General features: G+C 66.2%; 17 protein-coding genes and 1 pseudogene. 7 read left to right on the top strand and 11 right to left on the bottom strand.

The window, feature by feature from the left end; all coding sequences use genetic code 11:
- Positions 1–69: 69 nt before the first annotated feature.
- From ACFC0D_RS10895 to ACFC0D_RS10880, 4 genes are read right to left on the bottom strand one after another with little or no spacing between them, the layout of a single operon-like run.
- The gene (locus tag ACFC0D_RS10895; protein ID WP_376433419.1) at positions 70–456 is read right to left on the bottom strand and encodes an RRQRL motif-containing zinc-binding protein; all 387 of its coding nucleotides are present in this window, start codon (positions 454–456) and stop codon (positions 70–72) included.
- The gene (locus ACFC0D_RS10890) at positions 456–1,106 is read right to left on the bottom strand and encodes a GGDEF domain-containing protein (RefSeq protein ID WP_376433417.1); all 651 of its coding nucleotides are present in this window, start codon (positions 1,104–1,106) and stop codon (positions 456–458) included. The genes ACFC0D_RS10895 and ACFC0D_RS10890 overlap by 1 nt, the downstream gene beginning before the upstream one ends.
- Positions 1,103–2,068: a DUF2637 domain-containing protein gene (locus ACFC0D_RS10885; RefSeq protein WP_376433415.1), complete on the bottom strand. Its 966-nt coding sequence runs from the start codon at positions 2,066–2,068 to the stop codon at positions 1,103–1,105. The genes ACFC0D_RS10890 and ACFC0D_RS10885 overlap by 4 nt, the downstream gene beginning before the upstream one ends.
- Positions 2,065–2,355, bottom strand: a complete 291-nt coding sequence (locus ACFC0D_RS10880; protein WP_376433413.1) for a hypothetical protein — start codon at positions 2,353–2,355, stop codon at positions 2,065–2,067. Before ACFC0D_RS10880 ends, ACFC0D_RS10885 begins: the two co-directional genes overlap by 4 nt.
- Before the next feature lie 260 nt (positions 2,356–2,615).
- On the opposite strand from ACFC0D_RS10880, the gene ACFC0D_RS10875 reads away from it, so the two are divergent.
- Entirely contained in the window at positions 2,616–3,002 is a 387-nt protein-coding gene (locus ACFC0D_RS10875; RefSeq protein ID WP_376433411.1) for a GntR family transcriptional regulator, read from the top strand.
- A 216-nt stretch (positions 3,003–3,218) separates the two neighbouring features.
- Here ACFC0D_RS10875 and ACFC0D_RS10870 read toward each other — a convergent pair whose 3' ends face one another.
- Both ACFC0D_RS10870 and ACFC0D_RS10865 read right to left on the bottom strand, forming a co-directional pair.
- Entirely contained in the window at positions 3,219–3,749 is a 531-nt protein-coding gene (locus ACFC0D_RS10870; RefSeq protein ID WP_376433409.1) for a flavoprotein, read from the bottom strand.
- 29 nt (positions 3,750–3,778) lie between these two features.
- Positions 3,779–5,014 (bottom strand): helix-turn-helix domain-containing protein, encoded by a 1,236-nt coding sequence (locus ACFC0D_RS10865; protein ID WP_376433407.1) that lies wholly within the window; start codon positions 5,012–5,014, stop codon positions 3,779–3,781.
- Positions 5,015–5,360: 346 nt separating this feature from the next.
- Here ACFC0D_RS10865 and ACFC0D_RS10860 point away from each other — a divergent pair, with 346 nt between their 5' ends.
- Together ACFC0D_RS10860 and ACFC0D_RS10855 are read left to right on the top strand one after the other, a co-directional pair.
- Positions 5,361–7,001 carry a hypothetical protein gene (locus ACFC0D_RS10860; RefSeq protein ID WP_376433405.1) on the top strand — a complete coding sequence of 547 codons (1,641 nt, stop codon included), beginning with the start codon at positions 5,361–5,363 and terminating at the stop codon, positions 6,999–7,001.
- Between the two features lie 554 nt (positions 7,002–7,555).
- On the top strand, positions 7,556–7,912 hold the full coding sequence (locus ACFC0D_RS10855; protein WP_376433403.1) for a DUF6009 family protein: 357 nt from the start codon (positions 7,556–7,558) through the stop codon (positions 7,910–7,912).
- A 98-nt stretch (positions 7,913–8,010) separates the two neighbouring features.
- On the opposite strand, the gene ACFC0D_RS10850 is transcribed toward ACFC0D_RS10855, so the two are convergent.
- Complete coding sequence (locus tag ACFC0D_RS10850; RefSeq protein WP_376433401.1) at positions 8,011–8,832, bottom strand: DUF6551 family protein; 822 nt, start codon at positions 8,830–8,832, stop codon at positions 8,011–8,013.
- A 1,069-nt stretch (positions 8,833–9,901) separates the two neighbouring features.
- Here ACFC0D_RS10850 and ACFC0D_RS10845 point away from each other — a divergent pair.
- Positions 9,902–10,447 (top strand): hypothetical protein, encoded by a 546-nt coding sequence (locus tag ACFC0D_RS10845; RefSeq protein WP_376433399.1) that lies wholly within the window; start codon positions 9,902–9,904, stop codon positions 10,445–10,447.
- 109 nt (positions 10,448–10,556) lie between these two features.
- Entirely contained in the window at positions 10,557–11,900 is a 1,344-nt protein-coding gene (locus ACFC0D_RS10840) for a helix-turn-helix domain-containing protein (protein ID WP_376433397.1), read from the top strand.
- A 245-nt stretch (positions 11,901–12,145) separates the two neighbouring features.
- Here the strand turns inward: ACFC0D_RS10840 and ACFC0D_RS10835 are convergent, their stop codons facing one another.
- Positions 12,146–13,213, bottom strand: coding sequence for a beta family protein (locus tag ACFC0D_RS10835; protein ID WP_376433395.1), 1,068 nt, complete (start codon positions 13,211–13,213; stop codon positions 12,146–12,148).
- Positions 13,214–13,690: 477 nt separating this feature from the next.
- Here ACFC0D_RS10835 and ACFC0D_RS10830 point away from each other — a divergent pair, with 477 nt between their 5' ends.
- The gene (locus ACFC0D_RS10830) at positions 13,691–14,326 is read left to right on the top strand and encodes a hypothetical protein (RefSeq protein WP_376433393.1); all 636 of its coding nucleotides are present in this window, start codon (positions 13,691–13,693) and stop codon (positions 14,324–14,326) included.
- Between the two features lie 61 nt (positions 14,327–14,387).
- Here the strand turns inward: ACFC0D_RS10830 and ACFC0D_RS10825 are convergent.
- Positions 14,388–14,671 (bottom strand): annotated as a pseudogene (locus ACFC0D_RS10825) (site-specific integrase); the annotation flags it as partial.
- 19 nt (positions 14,672–14,690) lie between these two features.
- On the opposite strand from ACFC0D_RS10825, the gene ACFC0D_RS10820 reads away from it, so the two are divergent.
- A complete protein-coding gene (locus ACFC0D_RS10820) occupies positions 14,691–15,299 on the top strand; it encodes a hypothetical protein (protein ID WP_376433391.1) in 609 nt (202 codons plus the stop codon).
- Between the two features lie 520 nt (positions 15,300–15,819).
- Here the strand turns inward: ACFC0D_RS10820 and ACFC0D_RS10815 are convergent.
- Together ACFC0D_RS10815 and ACFC0D_RS10810 are read right to left on the bottom strand one after the other, a co-directional pair.
- Positions 15,820–17,067: a hypothetical protein gene (locus ACFC0D_RS10815; protein WP_376433389.1), complete on the bottom strand. Its 1,248-nt coding sequence runs from the start codon at positions 17,065–17,067 to the stop codon at positions 15,820–15,822.
- Positions 17,068–17,346: 279 nt separating this feature from the next.
- The gene (locus ACFC0D_RS10810; RefSeq protein ID WP_376433387.1) at positions 17,347–17,964 is read right to left on the bottom strand and encodes a DUF1707 domain-containing protein; all 618 of its coding nucleotides are present in this window, start codon (positions 17,962–17,964) and stop codon (positions 17,347–17,349) included.
- Positions 17,965–18,160: the final 196 nt, after the last annotated feature.

Below are 18,160 nucleotides of genomic sequence, written 5' to 3'. Positions count from 1 at the left end.
TCTCTCGGGAGGGAACAGGCGGGCCCGGCCGACGCTGTGGAAGGTTGGCGGTCGGGCCCGTTGGCGTGTTCAGGCGGCGCGCTGTTCTTCGGGGTAGGCACAGGGAACGCAGGCGCCGAGGGAGGTCGGGATGACGTATCCGGCGTCCATGTGGCACTGCGGGCAGGTGCGGCGGGCGAGCATCGCCAGGGCGAGCGCGCCCCACTTGCGTGAGGTCATCGGCCGGACGGGCTTGGCGAGGTCGATGCGGTAGAGGTGGCCGACCACGACGCCGGTCTTGCGGCCGCGGCTGCGGCGCATGACCTGAGCTGCCACCGGCTGGCCACCGGGGCGCAGTCCGAGGGCGCGGAGCTGGCGGCGGGTGGCGTAGCCGTCGGGGGCGTAGCGCCATGGGTACGTCGGTATCCCGAACTTCGCGCCGGTCGGGTCGAAGCACTTGCCGAAGGTTGGGGACATTAGGCAGCCGCCACGATCGCGGGAGCGTCGGTGCGGGCTCCGCGTCGTCCGGAGCGGCGGCCGGCCACCGTGGCGAACAGCCGCCCCAGCCCCGCCCGCTTCACTCCGGCCCGGCCCTGCTTCGCCGCGTACATGGCCTCATCCGCACGGGACAGGAGCTGGGAGAGGTTGTCGCCGGAATAGTCGGCAGCGCGGACCCAGCCAAGCGATACCGTAGTGGCCACGTGCGGGTTGGCGCTGTCTGCGGGGCGGGCCAGTACGCCGTGAAGGACAGCGAGCAGGTCCGCGACGGTGCCGTGGGTGTCAATGACGACGGCGGCGAACTCGTCTCCCCCGAGGCGCCCGGCGACACCGTGGCGGCCGACGTAGTGGGTGAGTCGGTCGGCGGTCGCCTTCAGCAGGGCATCGCCTGCGGCGTGGCCGTGGCGGTCGTTGATCTGCTTGAAGTGGTCGACGTCCGCGAGGATCACGACCGCCCGCTCATCGCGCAGGAGCACGCTCGCGCGGCGGGTGAAGCCCTCACGGGTCCGCAGCCCGGTGAGCGGGTCACGACGGGCGGTGTGCAACCGACGGCGCAGCCACAGCACGTGGCCGGACCAACCGGCAGCCAGAGGACCAGCGGCGGTGAGGACGGCTAAGACGGAGTTCATGCGGCAACCTCCTCAGCCGTCTCGATGGAGTGGAGCGGCTGGCCGTCGGCGCGCTCGGCGAGCAGCGCATCCCGCAGCGCACGGGAGTTGGCCGCCGAGCAGTGCAGGGCAGTGCGGATCGCCTCGGCGTTGACGTCCGCGTCCCTCCACGTAGCGGTGGTCTCGCGGGCCTCAGCCAGCAGCCCAGCCGCCGTGCGCGGGGGCTTCGACGCCTTCGCCTTCGGGCGCATGGTCCGCTTGCGCGTTGTCTGCTCCTTGGGCCGTACAGGCTCCTCCGGGGCCTTCGGCTCCGGCTCGGCACCTTCGGGGGCGAGCTCTCCGAGGCGGAGCAGGACGCGCTCGCGCCGTGGTGTCTTCGACCGCCACTGCCACCCGTAGGTCTCGCGGAGGGCGGCACGGGCGAGCTGCCGCTCCTTCTCACGGGCGAGCGCATCGGCGTAGGAGGTGATCTCCCACAGCGTCATCCGGCGCCACAGCGAGAACGTGGAGGGGAACGCGAGCAGCCAGCGCGAGGCACGGATCTTGTCCATCCGCCGGCCAGTCGCGGCCCCGATCCGTACGGCGTAGATGTGCGCGCCGATCTCGGAAAACACCACCCACAGCAGCGGCATCGTCCCGTGCGCAAGCTTCGCCCACATCCCGTGCCCCGCAGCGACGTTTAGACCGCAGGTCACCAGGGTGAGGACCCAGGGGACGAACCTGACCCACGCGAGGGCCATGTCCATCCGGATCAGCAGCAGGTTGGCCACGGTGAACACCGGGATGGCCACGTCGATGCCGACCGGCAGCATCCACGGCTCGCCGAAACCCCACCGGGCAGCCGCGGCCGAGACCGCATCGAACGAAGAGATCAGGCCCAGCGCACCGACACCGGCCGCGGCAAGAGCGCCAATACCGGCGAGGCCGATCTCAGGGCGCGTCAGCGGCGGGACCCCCGGCCGCTCCTCAGGCAGTGCGGTCATGCTGCCGCTCCCTTCCGGGAACGGTTCCGGACCGCCGGCCGGACCAGCGGGATAACATTGAACAGCTCCGGCGCGTACGCCTCGATCGCCTCAGCGGCGACCTGGCTCACGTCATCCGGCAGGTTCGGGTTCTCGGCGAGGATGTCGCGCGCCGCATCCAGACGGGCCGCACGCTCCATCTCGCTCTCGCCCTCCACCCCAAGCCACAACTCCACCGGGGTACCAAGGGCCAGTTCGACGAAATCAGTGCTGCTGACGGCCTGATGACCGCCGATGTACGTACGCATGGTGCTCTCCTGGAGTCGCAGGAACAGGGAGAACCCGGCGGCGGGCGACCTTGGTGGGGAGTCCCGCCGCTCAGGCACGTGCGTGTCGAGCAAGCCGCTGCAACGTGGAGTACGAGCAACGGCGGCCATTCGTGAGCACAGACCGAGAGTAGATTGACCTAGGTCCATCGCTCATGCGTCGAGAAAGTTACCTAAGTCAATCCAGACCCGTCAAGGAGCGTGAGGGATGAAATTGACCTAGGCCAGTTACGCTCGACCCCATGGAGAAGAGCTCTGGAACACCGCGCCCCACGGCCAAGGAGATCGCTGCGGTTATTCGCCAGCAGCTCGTGAACGGAGAGCTCGGGCCCGGCGACCAGCTGCCGGCCGCCCGAGACCTGGCCAAGAGATATGGAGTGACCCTGGTCAAGGTGCAGAACGCCTACCGCGAGCTCAGCGAGGAAGGCCTCGTCGTCTCCCAGCAGGGTCGGGGCACCTTCGTGATCGACCCCTCCCAGCCCGTCGATGAAGCACAGCGCGGGGGGTCGGCGTTCGTCGCGCTCGCGACGCAGATCAGCGCTATGCACGAGACGATCCGTCAGCTTGGCGACCGCGTTGAGCGCCTTGAGCAGATCGTGAGCTCGGGTGGAGCAGCAACCTCTCAGTGATGGCGTCGGCCCGATAAACCAGCCGGGTGGCCTCCATCCGCGCCTTGCTGAGACTCGCGCTGATCAGGGCGCACTGGGCGGGAGTAAGTCCCGTTCTACTTCTGGGCTGTTCGAACATCTCTGCCATGCGGAACAGCTTGGGCGCGGAAACAACAATGGACCCGGACAGTCTGTCCGGGTCCATTGTTGTTGCAGGTCAAAGGCGTTGACTGAGCGTCACGTCGTCAGCCGATCAGCGGCATCCAGCACTGCCGCCCATGGGAGTTCGCGCCCGGAGGGTGCCTCTCTCGGTTCGTGTAGCGGCCACACATCCGGTCCATAGACGAGATGAACCTCCGCCTCGCGCAGCGCCTCAAGATGGCGTCGCCAAGCGGGGTGGCGCGCGTGGGCCGCATTCACGCGAGGGAAGACCACGACTGGGAGTCCAAGCGTGCCCATGGCTTCGCATACCTGAGTCAGCGCCTGGCTGTCCGCAATTCCCATCGCGAGCTTCGCCACCGTGTTGGCGCTCGCAGGGGCGACCACGTAGCAGTCAACGGGCGGATGCGGCCGTGCGTCTCCGGGGAGTCGCGGCTCATCCCGTACGGGGAGACCAGTCAGCTTCTCCAGCCGTGCCACCTCACCGCTCAGACGGAGCCAGTTGCCCGCGGTCGGTGTCAGCGTCACGGCCACCTGCCAGCCGCGCTCCATCGCAGGCTCGACGAGCCCGGTGCGCAGCGCTTCCAATCCGCCGGCCGCCGAACCCACGACTCCGAGAACTCCCCGCTTCGCCGTACTCACTGCACCGCCCTGCACCGTTGGGCCATCACGAACACCTCGGACGAGCGAGAACCCGCAGTCACCGGGGACTGCTTGGTCAGATCCCGCAGGGTCTCGCGCACCCTGGGATTGTTGCGTACGAGCTGCGGCGACGTCCTTTCGGCTTTCCGTAGCTCCGCGAAGGCGTCGTCGCCCTGTCCTGCGAGCGAGAGCGCGCGGGCGAAGTCGATCCGGTGCGAGACACTGCGCTCCTGCGGCATGTGGTCGACGTTAATCCGACCGTTGTCCACCACGTACGCAACGTTGTCGAGGTCCAGCTCGATGGACAGCCGATGCAGGAGCACGTTCGTCGGACCAAATCCGGTCTGCCAGTAGTTCTCGTCGGAGCCGAGATCGTCCGCAAGCTCTTCGGCGCGGGCCAGGAGCTGGGTAGCCGTTGGACGGTCCTGGTGCCGTGCTGCGGCGACGGCGGCCCGAAGGTGAATCATGCCGAGCAGGCTCAGGGCAGCCGGATCGCTCTCCGCCACCCGGGGCGCCAGCCAGTTCGCAGTGGCGTCACCCAGCTCCATCGCCGCCTCGTAGCGGCCGTTGGCGAGCAGGGCGTGGGTCCCGGAGCGCGCCGCCGACGCCAGTACGAGGGGGTCGTCAGACGCGTCCGCCGCCTGCATGGCACGCTCTGCCGCAAGCCATGAGATATCGGACTCTCCGATCTTCGCGAGTGTCGTTGCTGCGAGGTGGTGCGTCCGGGCGGACACCGCCCAGCAGTCGTGACGGTCCTCGTCGCGGCGCGCCGCGCGATCCTCCAGCTCTTGAGCTGCCTGGAGAAGCGCGGGAAGAGCAGCGATCACGCTCCCGAGTCGACCACCCTGGTAGTCGTTCCACGCCTGCTCTACACGTACGGCAGCCGGGGCAGGGGTCGGGAGTTGGGCGTCCACCTCCGGCCCGAAGAGGAGTCGGGAGAGCCGCCGTGGACTCATGAGCGCATCGCGCACTGCCGGCACGTCGTCCTGCCGCTTCTCGTCCTCTACGAGCATGGACTGTCCCACTAAGTCCCCGAGGGGTACCCGCAAGATTCGCGCAAGCTCAGCGAGCATGTCGATCCGAGGCGGCTTGCGGCGCCCGGACTCGGCCTTTGCCAGCCAGTCGGTGCTACGGCCGACCAGCCCGGCCAGCACCTCTTGCGTGTAGCCGCGGCGCTTCCGGTAGAACGCGATTCGTTCGCCGATGCTGAGGTGATCTCCTAGACCACGCATGGGTGTTGCCTCCCGCTGCTGAGTAGGGGCGCCTTCACGGTACCGACAGAACCCGCACCCCTAGGGTCAGGTTGTCGCACGGACGGAGCCCGGACGAAATGTCTGGGCATCTGTGGCCGGGCTGAGATGTGTCCGGACTGTCCGGCTGTCCGGACAGGGCTGCGACTTGGCAAATCACCCCGGACAGCAACGATCGGGGCTGTCCGGTACACGAGTGCACACTCCCTTGCCCACGGGCGCGCGGACCTCTCGTCCACCATGCACAGCCATACGGCGTAGTCCGGGTTGGCACCCCTTAGCACCCTCTGCCATGGTCCGTGTATATAGCGCAGATAGGGGATCAATAATGGCCAGGGAATTTAATCCCGAAGATTACATCGGAATGAAGATTCTTTCCTCCGGCGGTCAATACGTCGGAGAGATCGGAAGCGTCTTCGCACTCACCGGAGAGAAACATGGCGAGGGGCTTATTGCGGCGGTCTCGCCCCATAGGCAGCTTGGAGAAAAGTTGACCCTTTGGGTTACTGTCCCCCTAGAGGGTGCAAGCATGCATGCAGGGGGGAAACTGACAGTCCCTTATCGGGTAGAGCAAGTGCACACATCTCCTGCATTCTCTTATACGCCAGAGGCTCTAGACGTGAGCGTCGCCAGGAAAATCTTGGCCCACTACGGGAAAGATCCGAGCGACGCACCTGACCTGGCAGAGAACACCCTGATTACCCCTCTGCGACCTCTCAAACAAGACAACCCAGAAGAGGGGCAATACATTCCCGGCATTATGGCGTGGCAATTGTCGACCGAAGAAGCGGGTTGGGCTCAGGCTGCTCAGCTCGTCGGGCTTGGCATGCAGCTTAGCGGTCATCACACCCTTCTGAAAGAATGGGAAGTCGACGCCAGAGAACTTCTATTGCCCCGCCTTGACGCACTGGGCGAAATTCGCATCGAAGACGCCGCGGGGAAGGCAATCGCAGAGTTGGGGCTCCCCCTTGAAGTTGATGGTTTGACATCGAGCGCCAAGCTCAAGCCAGAAGAAAGAGTCGCACACCAGCAAATTCTTTGGTGGGAGTGTCAGTTCAATAACCATGGGGCAGCAAGGGGGGCCGCCCTTGTCCTGCTCCTGCTGGGCTTGTCCGCTCCCCATGAGGTGGTGCGCGTAACCTCGGCTTCCGAGCTTCTCAGGCTGTCCGAGAAGAGCATCCCTCTCATCGAGCTACTCCGTAGTGGCTGCCTGAGCGACTCCCACACCGTCCGCGAGATCTCAGTTAACGCACTAGCCCGCATCGAGGAAGAGCACCAATTCGTCAAAGAATTCCAGAACACCGAGCATGAGCCAGGCCCGGAGGCCCCTTCCCATAGCAGCATCACCATCCACGGAACGTGGGCTGCATTTAACTCATGGTGGCAGCCAAACAGTGAACTTTCTGCGCATATCAGAGGCACATGCAGCCCCGACCTATGGAACGCGCCTAATTCATTCACATGGGCAGGCGGCTACAATAACGCCGCCCGCCAGCGCGCGGCAAGCAGGCTCCGAACATGGACCGCGAATAACAGAATCCGCGAATTGAAATGCGTTTATGCCCATAGCCATGGCGCCAACGTAGCACTGGAATCTGCACTTGAAGGTGTACAGACCCGCCTCCTCGTCCTTTTGCACCCCGCCATCGTCCGTCGCACCGTAATTGAAACTGACCGCATCCTCAGAAGAGTGGGCCGGATCCTGGCTTTCTGCACGCGATGGGACATCGTCATCCTCTCAGATAGGGCGATTCGATTCTTCCCTTCGTTGGACCCTCGGATCGAAGTGGTATATAACGGGTGGTTCGACCACAGTAGATTCACCAAGAGAGATGTATGGGAGAGGCTGGAAATCGCCGATAAAGTGGGTACAGAAATGCAAATGGTAGACCCCAATTTCCCGTACCCCGAGCCAGCGACAGACTCCGAGCCACCGACAGACTCCGAGCCGCCGACAGGCGTCAGCTAGACCCGCCCGAGAGTTTGGGTCCACACGTCCCGGCACGAGTGTCAAGCGGCTGACGGGAGTAGCTCCGCTGGATATAGAGCCGCTGTACAGCCCCGCGGAAGTGGTGACCCAGGTGGCAGCCCACCCGCCAATCGCTACAACACGTGCAACACCCACGGAGCTTGGAGCCCGTTGGCGGAGCCGACCGCTCTCCGCTGAGTTTCTATCTGCGCTACAACCGCTGCGCACTGCGGCGAACGACCACGGACACTCACGGACCATCGGCCCAGGTCAACGATGCTCCAACCGCAGCCCGCACCATTGATCGAATTGCTTCGGGACGCAGTTGTCGAGGCTCTGGAACTTCACACCTCGCGGACGCGGCCAGCGCTGTGAACGCGCACCTTCTGCCATAGCCGGGGTGTCCCAGCTGTCCGACTGTCCGGTTGAAGCCCTGAACAGCGAAAACAGCCCGGACACCTCCGGCAAGAGGTGTCCGGGCTGTCCGGTCAAAACGGTGCCGGGCAGGGGAGGCCCCGCGTTCAGAGAGCTTCGGGAGCGGCGCAGCATGAGGAATGGACATGGGACATCGAGTACGAAGAGGAGATCGTGTGGAACGAGGACGTCGACTCGTTCGACTACGTTCGCTAGACCCAGGTGGACAACGCCGGCACTCGGCGTCGGCCCGTTTCCAAGCGTGGCCAGGTGGGACGCCGAGTTGGCTACGCCGTTCTGAACAAGACGCGCCCAGCGCCCCCGATGCGCCTGGCGCGTTTGCGCGCCGCGTCTTCTGGGTGAAGGAGCACGATCGCTCTCGGCCGGACGGGGTCTACAACTCTGGCGCACTCACCGAGGCGGTCGACCCTCGAACGGTAGCCCCTGGTGTTTGGGGCGAGCTGACGGAGCCGGCTTGGGGTGGAGAGCTCTCCTGAACCGCGAGTAGCTCGCCGAAAGATCAGGCATGCAGCAACCCCCTGGCCACCGACGGGTGCGCCGGGGCCAGGGGGACAGTCCGTGTGAAGCGCCTGGACTACGTCGCGGCCGCGGGACGGGCGGGGGAGACCAGTAGCTTCTTCTTGTCGCGCAGCCCGCTGTTGTACTGGGTGATGATGTTCTCCGCCAGAGGCAGGGACCGGGAGTTGGAACCACCACCAGAGACAGTGGCACGGACGGCGTTCATCTTCCAGATCGCCACAGTGGCCCTCTGGAGGGTCTTAACCAAGCGGGCGTCCTGGACCACGTCCCAATTGGCGTCGTAGATCATGCCCACGGCGCGGATCGCCATGTTGTCCCAGCTGGCCTTGTCCCGACCCCAAGCGGTGCCCAGAGTGGTCAGGACCTTCGGCAGGAGACCGTCGCGCTTCTCACCCACGTAGACCAGGGCCTGGACAGCGCCCACACGGTTGGTTGAGGTGCCGCTGGCGATCTCCAGGCCGCAGGACTGCACCTCCTTCTTGATCCGCGTCGCGAGCGGGTCCCCGGCGGTGATGGAGACGTTGAAGTTGTCGTACGGCTTGACCGGCTTGCGCTGCTTGTTCGCGGCCAGGAACAGCCGCGCTTCCTGCTGGCGGGTCAGCCCCTCGTAGACCATGCAGTCCCGCACGAAGTCCGGGCCCTCCTTCTGCTCGGCCACGCGGGTGGAGTGCTGGCCGTCAATCAGGAAGTGGCTCCCATCGGCGCGCTTGGAGACCGTGGCGACCAGAAGGACGTCCGGGTCCCACATCTTGGCCAGCTTGTTGGCCCAGCCGGGGTCGAAGATGCGCTGCGCGTCCATCTCGTCATCAACCTGGAGCTTGCCGACGGGCAAGGCGGCGTAATACTTCTTGACCTGCTGGTTCTGCGTCTGAGACATGGCGAAGTCCCCCCCTGATGCTGGGCTGTTGGCTGGCATTCCGTAGACCGCCAGTATCTTCGCGCATCAACTCTCTTTCGCTCTACCTGATTTCTCAGCATCGCCGGAATCTTCGCTCCTGCCGGTCAGGGGTCCGGACTCGCCAAGGGCCGCTGCATCCGAAGCCGGGCGGGGCCGTCGCTGGTGGGCAGCGGACAGGCCAGCATGTCGGGCAGGACCGCCAGCTTGGGGTGCGGGGCGCCCCGGTGCCCTTGTCGGGCCTTCATGCAGGCAAGCACGACCCGGAGTGCTCATTGCGGAACGGGAACACCGGGTCAGGGCAGGCGATGCCTGACCACAGAGGCCTGGGGTGAGTGACTAACTGCGTGACAACGAGGACGAACAAGCACGGACACCCACCGACGCCCGCGGACTTCCATCGCAGGTCAGCGGCACGTATTTACCGGATCACAATGACGTTCGAATTGCTCCGGGTCAAAAGGTGCCAGCACTCCGCGACCGTAGCGGGCCGGGCCGTCGCGGCCCTCCGACGGGGGCAAGTACGGGCCAGTCGGGCGTAGGTAGGATGCGCGGCAAACAACCTTGGGGGTACAAATTGCGGCTCCGTGCTGCTCTTCTTGCCGCCTGCGCCCTCGCCGCCGTCACCGGGTGCGGCTCCAGCGTCGCCGTGGAAGAGCCCAGTCCCTACGCCTACGCGGCCGGCTATCTCTCCGGTCAGTCGACAGAGACGTCCGGGGACGATCTCACCCAGTGGTGTCTAGAGCAGCAACTGCAGTGGTCGAATGCCGTCAGCAACAAGAACGAGGACATTGCCAGGGTCTTCCTCCGCGGTTGCGCGGATGGCGCCGGAAGGGTCGAGCCGGCATTGTGGCCGAGCGATCAACCGAAACCTGGGACAACTCCCTGAACCCACGAGGACAAAACCCTCTGCCCGGTTCATGAGCGCATCCTCTGCTGTAGTCGGGGTGTCCCAGCTGTCCGACTGTCCGGTTGAAGTCCTGACCAGCAAAAACAGCCCGGACAGCTCCAAGGGGAGCTGTCCGGTCACGTCTGCGGGCACAATGCCTCCATGAACGCAGGGGAAATCGCGTTGGTGGGCGCGGTGGCGGGCATCGTGGCTTCGATCGTCGGCGCCGGAGGGGCGGTAGCAGCCGCTCGCTTAACCGGTCGGCACCAGGCAAGGAGCCAGCATGCCCACTGGCGACGCCAAGTGCGCCGAGACGCTTATGCCGCCTTCCTAGACTCCGTTGCCCAGTCGAACGAACTGAGACGATCCCATCGTGAGCGGACCTTGCTCGGCCAGGACGCACCGACCGGAACCGCTGACAGCCTGCGAGAACTCATCCGCAGAACTGAGAAGTCATTGTTCATCGTGGAGCTAGAGGGGCCCGCCGCGGTGGCAGTGGAAGCTGCCAACGTCATGCGCTCGATCGCCGATTGGCAAGCCTCCGTCATCGTCTCCGAACTGCGTGCCGCACGCAGCGCGCCTCCTCGGGACGACCTTCCGAGTAGCGACGCGATTCACAGCCAGGTCAATCGCTCCGTTGCGGCATTCAAGGCTGCGGCTCGCGCAGCCCTTGACACTCCCGACGCAGTCGCCGACACCCGGAGCTGAAGTAGGCAACGATTCGCGCTCCGTCTCCCCGAGGGAGGCTCTGCACGTACCAAGAGCAAGGCGCCGATTTCGCAGACACCACCGTGCGGCCCGGATGACAATCTGCCCCATGGTCGCTCTCCGCTCCAGGCGTCTAGAACGCCTCTTCGCCTCCCGTATCGACTCCGTCTCCTACGCGCAGGTCGTTGCTCTCGTGGATAGCCAAGTCACCGAGCACTATGACCTCGACTTCAAGCGGGGCTTGTATGGCAACAAGGACTCGGACAGGCGGGACCTCGCCGGTGACGTCGCCGCCATGGCCAACACCGCGGGCGGAATCATCGTCCTAGGAGTCGACGAGGACGACCAAGCCCGAGCCTGTTCAGCCCCAGGTGTCGCCCTGAGCGACAACGAGGTCGGCCGCATCCGCCAGATCGTGTCATCACTGGTTTCACCGCTCCCACCCTTTGATGTCCTTCGGATCGAATCGCCAGAGCAGGACGACCAGGGCTTCTTCCTGATCGCGGTCCCGAGGAGCCCCAACGCCCCGCACGCGGTCCTCGTCAACAACGCGCTGCGCTTCCCCCGGCGCAACGGGGCCACCACCACGTACCTCTCCGAGCCTGAAGTAGCCACTGCCTACCGAAATCGGTTCACAGGTATGCAGAGCAGGCTCGACGAGGCCGTCCAGTACGAGGCCGACCTCATTCAGCGGCTCGACACGTCCGCCACGACTTTCGCCGTCGTGACGCTGGTACCCGACGTCCCTGGCAGCTTCACGCTCGACACCAAGGCGCTTAAGGAGTTCAAAGACGGAGTTCTTCACAAGGACCCGTTGGGTGTTCAGCTGGGGCACACCGTTTGGTACCGCGCTTCAGTCGGCAGCGGGCGCCTCGTTGCCGACGACAGGATGAGTGGCAAGGGGCTGGCCACTCGTTTGGCCTGCGAACTGTACGAGAGTGGCGCCGGATCGTTCGCCGCCATCCTGGACGACCGTGGACGTATGACCCCAAGCGCTGAGCACTCATCAATGAGCAGTGTGGACGACGTGCACTTGTTCAACGCTCTTTGGGGCGGACTCCGCTTCCTGGCCAACCATGCCCGTGACCGCGCTGCGGCCGGCGGCAACGCCACGGTCCGGGCGTCGATCTGGCCGGTCACCGCCGAGTTGCAGGCGAGGCTCGTGCAAACCCGGGTTTTCCAAGACCAGCTCGGTGACCAACAGACAGATCGTCCGCCGTATGCGGGAGCCGTTTTCGACGTCGACGACCTCGCCCAGGACGGCGGTCCGCTCATCACCGCGACTGCCATCCTAGCGAATGGGATCGTCCAGCACTTCGGCCAGCCTGAGGCCCTGCAAGGCACCACGGACGGAGCCATCCGCATCAACTACTGGCACCGTGAGATCCAGCAGCGCGTTCGCGCTGTGGCTGAGAGCGTGGAGATTGAGATCTCCGAGGACACCGTGACCTAATCCGCCCCAGACCACTCAAACACACCCTAGGTTCGGCGTGCCCGGCCTTGGGCGGACAGACTGAGGACCTCGGCCTCAGAGTGAGTGCCAACTGAGTGACAACGAGAGCGCACACCTGCGGACGTCTACGGACACTGACGGACTCCCGCCGCAGGTCAGCGGAGCAGTCTCACCGCTTCATACATGTGCCCGAATTGCTTCGGGACGAAGAGGTCCAACCTGAATGGCCAGTGTTCCCTGGCACCTCAGGGGTGCCCAAACGTGGCGAGGTGGGATGACACCAGCGCCAGGTGGTGCGAGGTCGCCCAAGCTCGCCACTCCGTTCCGCCTCCAGCCTTGAGCCTCTGACGATTCGCGCACTCGTTCAGCCGGGCGTCACCCCACGACGTTCGCGCGCCTGTGGCCGGCCAGTGAGGAGAGTCGACCAAGTCAGCGCTCAAAACAAAGAAGTCGTCATTGCCGGAGCGGACTCGCGGATAGACAAAGACCTGCCAGGCATCCGGTGTCGTGTAGCGCATGTTGGGATCCGGCGTCCCCCTGGACCTCACGGGCATCCGCGGATGCGTCACGCCGAAGTCTCCGAAGTCTGGGGTTTGCCCACAGTATCCGTTGAGGACGCGTCGCCAGAGCTGTGCGTCTCTCCGGACCACCGGCGTTGCTTGGCCCCTCGGGAAGCCGGTCAGGTTGACGGGGAAAGCGCCGGCAGCAACGCACTCGTGGCGCCAGCCCCATGAGGCAAGCCTCTCCAGGGCGAGAACAGCGCGGCCAGCAAGTCGATCCCTTTCCATCTCCGAATCCACAGGACCGGCGTCAATGAGGAGGTCAACCTCTTCTGGTTCTAGGCGTAACACCTTGAGGAGCCCGCGGATCTGAGCGTGACCGGGGAGGCACTGAGGCGAGTCGAGGGCAACGGAAACCCGCAAACAGGCACCGCGCTGATGCTCCGTCGCAGCCCGTGCCGCCTCAACCAGGACGTCTCTTTCGTCTGTGTGCCGAACGACCGGGCACATGGCTACGCCACGGAAGCCGAGCGACTCGCTGAGGCGGGTCACGGGACCACCCGCATCGCCTTCAAGGACTCGTCCTGTCGGTAGAGCTCCGCTGTCGACAGTCAGGACCGTCCCCTGGGGCACTGCGTCCATCGCACGGTCACAGAAGGTCTCCAGAACGTCACGGACGTCTGGGTCAGGGACCAGCTCCATGACAGGGCGGATGCATGAGCGGACGGCAGGCGTGACATGCCCAAGAGCCGAGAACTCCCCCGCTTTGCCTTTGAGTATCGGAACGTAAGCCAACGGCTTCCCCCAGCGCACTCAGCACCAAGCCAATGGATGTCTCGCTCACTCCAACCAGAGTGTGACGAGAACCCGTCATCTCGGATAGGGGTACAAACCAGCCGCAAGTCTCATTCTTGACGCCACTGGGCTAGCCCAAGCCGTGCACTGGGAGCACGGGCTGAGGAGACACAGCGTGTGAATATCGTGTGAGCAGCGCGGCGGTGAAGGGACCCGTTGACGTTTACGCAGGTGAGCCGCACAATCCGAAGCGCCTCTGCCATGCCCTCCGGAGCCGTGTGCGCAGGTTCGAATCCTGCCGGGGGCACTTCGCAGGAAGTGCCTAAAGACCCCGCCACCAGCTAAGACGCTGAGGACGGGGTCTTCTTGCGTGTGCAGGCGTGTGCCGCGCTTTGCCGCCGTATGTCGAGGTCCGTGGACTATTTGTGGACAGGATCTTGGGCCGTGACGCAGGTCAGGTCCGTGTATTCAGCCGACGGACGGAGGGGATGCGCGATGACTGCGGGAGCGCGGGAGACCACGGCGGAGCCCGCTCAGCCGGTGTGGATGCTGACGCCGTTGGAGAGTGTCGGACCGCTGCGCTTCGGCATGCACGCCTGCGAGGTGAAGGCTGCACTCCCAGGAGCCTTTGAGCTGAGCCGCTTCTCCGCCGACCCCTTCTTCCCTGACATCTGCGGCATCCAGCTCGGCTTCCACCCAGCGGTACCCGCCCTTTACGCGTACTTCGACGGTGCCAGTCGGCTCTTCTGTGTGGCTGTCGACGCCAGCTACGGGCCTCAAGTCACCCTGGACAGCCTGGAGCTGACCGGCCGTGTGCCGGCTGTGGTCGAGGAGATGGTCCTGGACCTTCATCGTTCGGGTGCGCACAGCGTGTCGTACGGGCCCCGCGGCAACCCTGGGATCAACGGCATGGGCTTGGTCCTGCGCGTGCAGGAGACCCCGAGCGGGGTGCTGACCCGGCCGGTGCTGGTGGGTCGGGGATGGGCCGACCGCTGTACCGACGACTGGGAAGGCCCCGTGCCGGAGTGCGAGTGGCTGGGCCGTCAATGGCTCTCTTACGACGGCTCGGACGTTTGGCCGCCACTCGGACACAACACGAACTGGCCGCCTGGATGGAGCCCACCGTTCTAAGCATTGTTCGTATCGCCCTCGCGGCGCGGAACCGAAGGCGTGGCGTGGCGTGGGGTGACGCTCACTCATGCTCGCGGAGCAGGTCCTCGATGCGCCGATTCGTCACTTCCTGACGGCCGTCGGGGCACTTCGCGTACCTGCTCAGCAGCACCTCCATGCTGTTGCTGGCGCACTCGGCGACCTCGGTAGCGCCGACGCCCGCTTGAGCCACGTGGAGAGCGTCGAGTGCCGGAGGTCGTACGGGCGTCGGGCGAGCGGGGAGGCGACGACGGCCGGCGGGAGTGCGAACGCCCCGGTTCCCTGCCAGGTCCGGTAGTAGGTCGAGGAGGCTCCAACTGCGCTACGGGAAAGTCATCATGGGCCCATGGACACTCTCAGCAGCGCTCAGTTGCTCGCTGCCCAGGTTCGGTCCGTCCTCGGCGACGGCCCTTTCGATCCGCCCGGCGGCTGGACGCACATGGGTGCCGTCATCTGCGACACCAGCTTCCAGGCACGCCGCAAATACCGGTCCACGATCCTGCCTCGGCTGCTCCAGCTCCAGGCCGCATGGCCTGACGCCGTCACGGTCCGCGGGTTCCGGAACCGGCTGGCCACGGAAGACCTCGCCATCGCCATGAACTTCAACAGTCCCAGCAGGGTCGCGACGGCTCACGCCATCACCGAACTGCTGGCCGCCAGAGGCGTCGACACCCGGGACGACCTCCACGAGTGGCTCGGTCACCAGGACAACCGTGCCGCCCTGCGCACAGTGAAGGGGGTGGGGCCGAAGAGCGTCGACTACATCGGCAACCTTGTCGGCAGGTCTCAGGTCGCGGTGGACACGCATCTGAGGTCGTTCGCGGCAACGGCCGGGGTTGCCGGCCTCACGTACGCGGAGCTGCGAGCCGTGTACGAGGAGGCCGCCGCCCTCCTCGGGCATGAGCCGGGGGGACTGGAACACGCCGTCTGGCGGTTCAAGGCGCAGGCGGGGTGAGCTCCCCCGCGCAGGGATGCCGCTGCTCGCCCTCCTGGGGTTCTCCGCCAACCTCGAGTTCCCGCCGCAGAGCTCGTACGCGCGTTGCAGCTCCTGCTGGTGGATGCGCTCGACTTGCTGCGGAGCAAGCCGCGGTGCCCAGCCGAGGCCGGTGAGCACATCGGCGAAGTACGGCACCGGGCCGGCGCCGACGGCTCCGGGCAGGCGGTGACGGGCAGGCGGTGAGTCGGGGCTGTCAGCTGGAAGCGGTACCGGTGATCGTGACGACGGTCAGGTCGCCTCGGACGCTCCCCGGGAGCCGGAGAACGCCCACTGGGCAGGGCGCGCGTCGGCGGGAGCTTTGTGGACGAAGACGGCGTCGCGCGCCGCGACAGGTCCGCTCGTCGGCGCTCGGGCGGCTCGGCCGAGGCGGCCGCCGGCGAGGCCGGAACGGCTCCTGTGAAGCCGGTCGAGGTACATCGAGCCGCGAGGATCGTTGGCCCAGCCCCACAGAAGCCACGTGGCTGAGGGTCACGCCCCCTCAGGCTTCCTCCTCGCCCCCGCCCCCGCGCCGGCGGAGCGCTCGCTCGGCGATCCCGCCGGAGAGCTTGCCCGTCGCCGACCTGGCCCGGTCCAGGGTCTCGGTGCCGAGGCGCCGGGCGGCGTCGATGTTCTCCGCGCCCTTCTCCAGCGCCTTGTCCCTCACCTCCACAGCCGCGTCCTTCCAGCGCCGCGCCTCCAACGACTCCTGATCGCGCGCGATGCCGAGCCTCCCGTGGAAGTCGACGACGGCGACCTCGACGTGGTTACGCGCGTGCACCACCTCGCGGGACGTGGTCGGGTGCAGCAGCACCTTCGCATTGGCCGTGCCGGCGGCCGTGTGCAACCGCGCGACCAAACGCTCCGTACTCTCCGAGATGAGCTCCATCCGGTTCTTCCGGGCGGCCCGGAGCCCGAGGCGGTGCCGGTCCAGGTCGTCCGGGTCCGTGTCCCGCACCCGGTCGAGTTCGAGCACGGCGAAGGCGTCCTCGAGCTGGAAGCAGTGCGCCAGCACGGCGAGCCACTGCCGCGCCTTGGACTCGATCTCCTTGGACGCCTTGGCGAGATCACCGATCTTGCTCTTGCGCTCCGTCTTCTCCGCGAGCGCGTCGAGCTGACGCAGCGCGTACGCCTGGGTGTACGCGATCGTCGTCGGCGCGTTCTGCACCTTCGACCACGTGACCTCGGAGACCCGGCCCACCCGCTCCCGGATGGTGACGGCATCCTTGATCGCGAAGTCCACCGCGATCATCTGCGCCAGCGCCTGGTCCTCCTGGGCACGGAGCACGTCGTCGACCTTCTCGTCGATCGTGGCGAGGTAGTCGGCGACCTCGTCCATGGCCTGCTGCAGCGCGAACTGCGCCATGGCCACCGCGATGTTGGCCAGCTGCGCCGGGTTGCCCCGGAGCGCTCCCGATCCCTTCGCGAACTCGACGAACCCGTCGATCTGGCCCTTGGGGCCCTTCAGCACTCCTGTTTCGAGTCCCGTCGCGGCACTCCTCCTCAGCCCGATCCTGTCGATACGCTGCGCGGACTCCTTGGTCACCTTCAGCCAGAGACCCGAGTCGGCGGCGATACCGGAACCCGTCTGCGCGATTCCGGCCGCACTGCCGAAGGCGGATCCGAGCCGTCGCGTTCCAAAGCCCTTCGACGGCAGTCCCTCGGAGACGAGGAAGCGCTCGACCGCTGTTCGGTCTCCGAAGACCGCCAGGCCGTCATCGTCTCTGAACAGCTGGATCTCGTCATCCATGGTCGACCCCTTTCGAGTCGCGGCCCGAACCGAGGCGGTCTCCTCCGGTCCGGGCCGCGTAGGCGTGGTGTGGGTGTCAGGCGGCCGGGTGGCGGGGGCCCGGGGGCGGGGTGAGGGTGGAGGTGCGGTTTCGCCGTCCACGAGGTGCGTGGTCAGGCCCACGTCGGCCGCCGCCATGCGGTCGTACCGGGCGAGGACGAGGCCTTGGTGCGGTAGGTGCCGTACCTGGACTCGTCCTTGTGCTTGACGATGGGGAAGGTCAGAACCTCTGCACGCGTCCTAGCTCTGCGTCGGGTTGCTGTCCAGTTTGCGTCGTTCCCGGCGGTTGGGGTGGCGGATGACCACTCCTCCCGCGCCGCCGGACCCTGTGAGCCGGATCAGCGGGGTTCCCGGGAGCCGGTCGGTGGTGGTCTTGTCCGTCAGGCCGCCGACGCCGGGATCCATGCCTGTGGTGTCCGCGACCCAGGCGTCGGGGATGACGATCGTGACACCGGATGTCTCCCCGTACGCCTCCACTGCGACCTCCGTGAGGCGACACTCGACCCGGGTGAAGTCGACCTTCACACCCCCCACGCCTCCGTGAGCGATCACGTGCCCGGGGACGTCCCAGCGCCCGGGGCCTCGAGACGCGCCGTACATGCCGCCCTTGAGCACCAGCGGCGGCCCGCTCTCAGGTGAATCCGGCCTCGGCAAGTCGGCGGTCAGGACGGCCAACTCGGCGTGAGTCCTGGACCTCAGCGCCTGCTCCAGGCGGGACTCCAGCTCATCGAAATCGATTCGCCCCTCGGCTGCCGCATCGCGCAGCTGCTCCACAACGGCTTCCCGGTCGTCGTGAGAGGCGCGGAGCTCTCCCGATGGGGCAGGACGCGGAGAGGGCTCCGAAGGCTGGACAGTCATGACAAACAGAATAGGTGGCCGGAGGACTGAGCGAAGTGGGACTGGACATCTCAAACACCGTCTGGGGAGCGGAGGTTGCATCGCCGCCCGTCACCTGCTGCTCGGCACCGGCAGCCGGTGCCCGCGAGCGGCGGGGGGCCCGGGCCCAGGGCCGGGCCGACGGCCCGCCCCCCCCCCGGGGGTTGGGACTGGGGCC

Origin of the sequence: Streptomyces sp. NPDC056222 (assembly GCF_042264065.1) — a bacterium.
In the GTDB taxonomy this organism is placed as follows: domain Bacteria; phylum Actinomycetota; class Actinomycetes; order Streptomycetales; family Streptomycetaceae; genus Streptomyces.
This window is presented reverse-complemented; position numbering and strand designations above follow the sequence as displayed.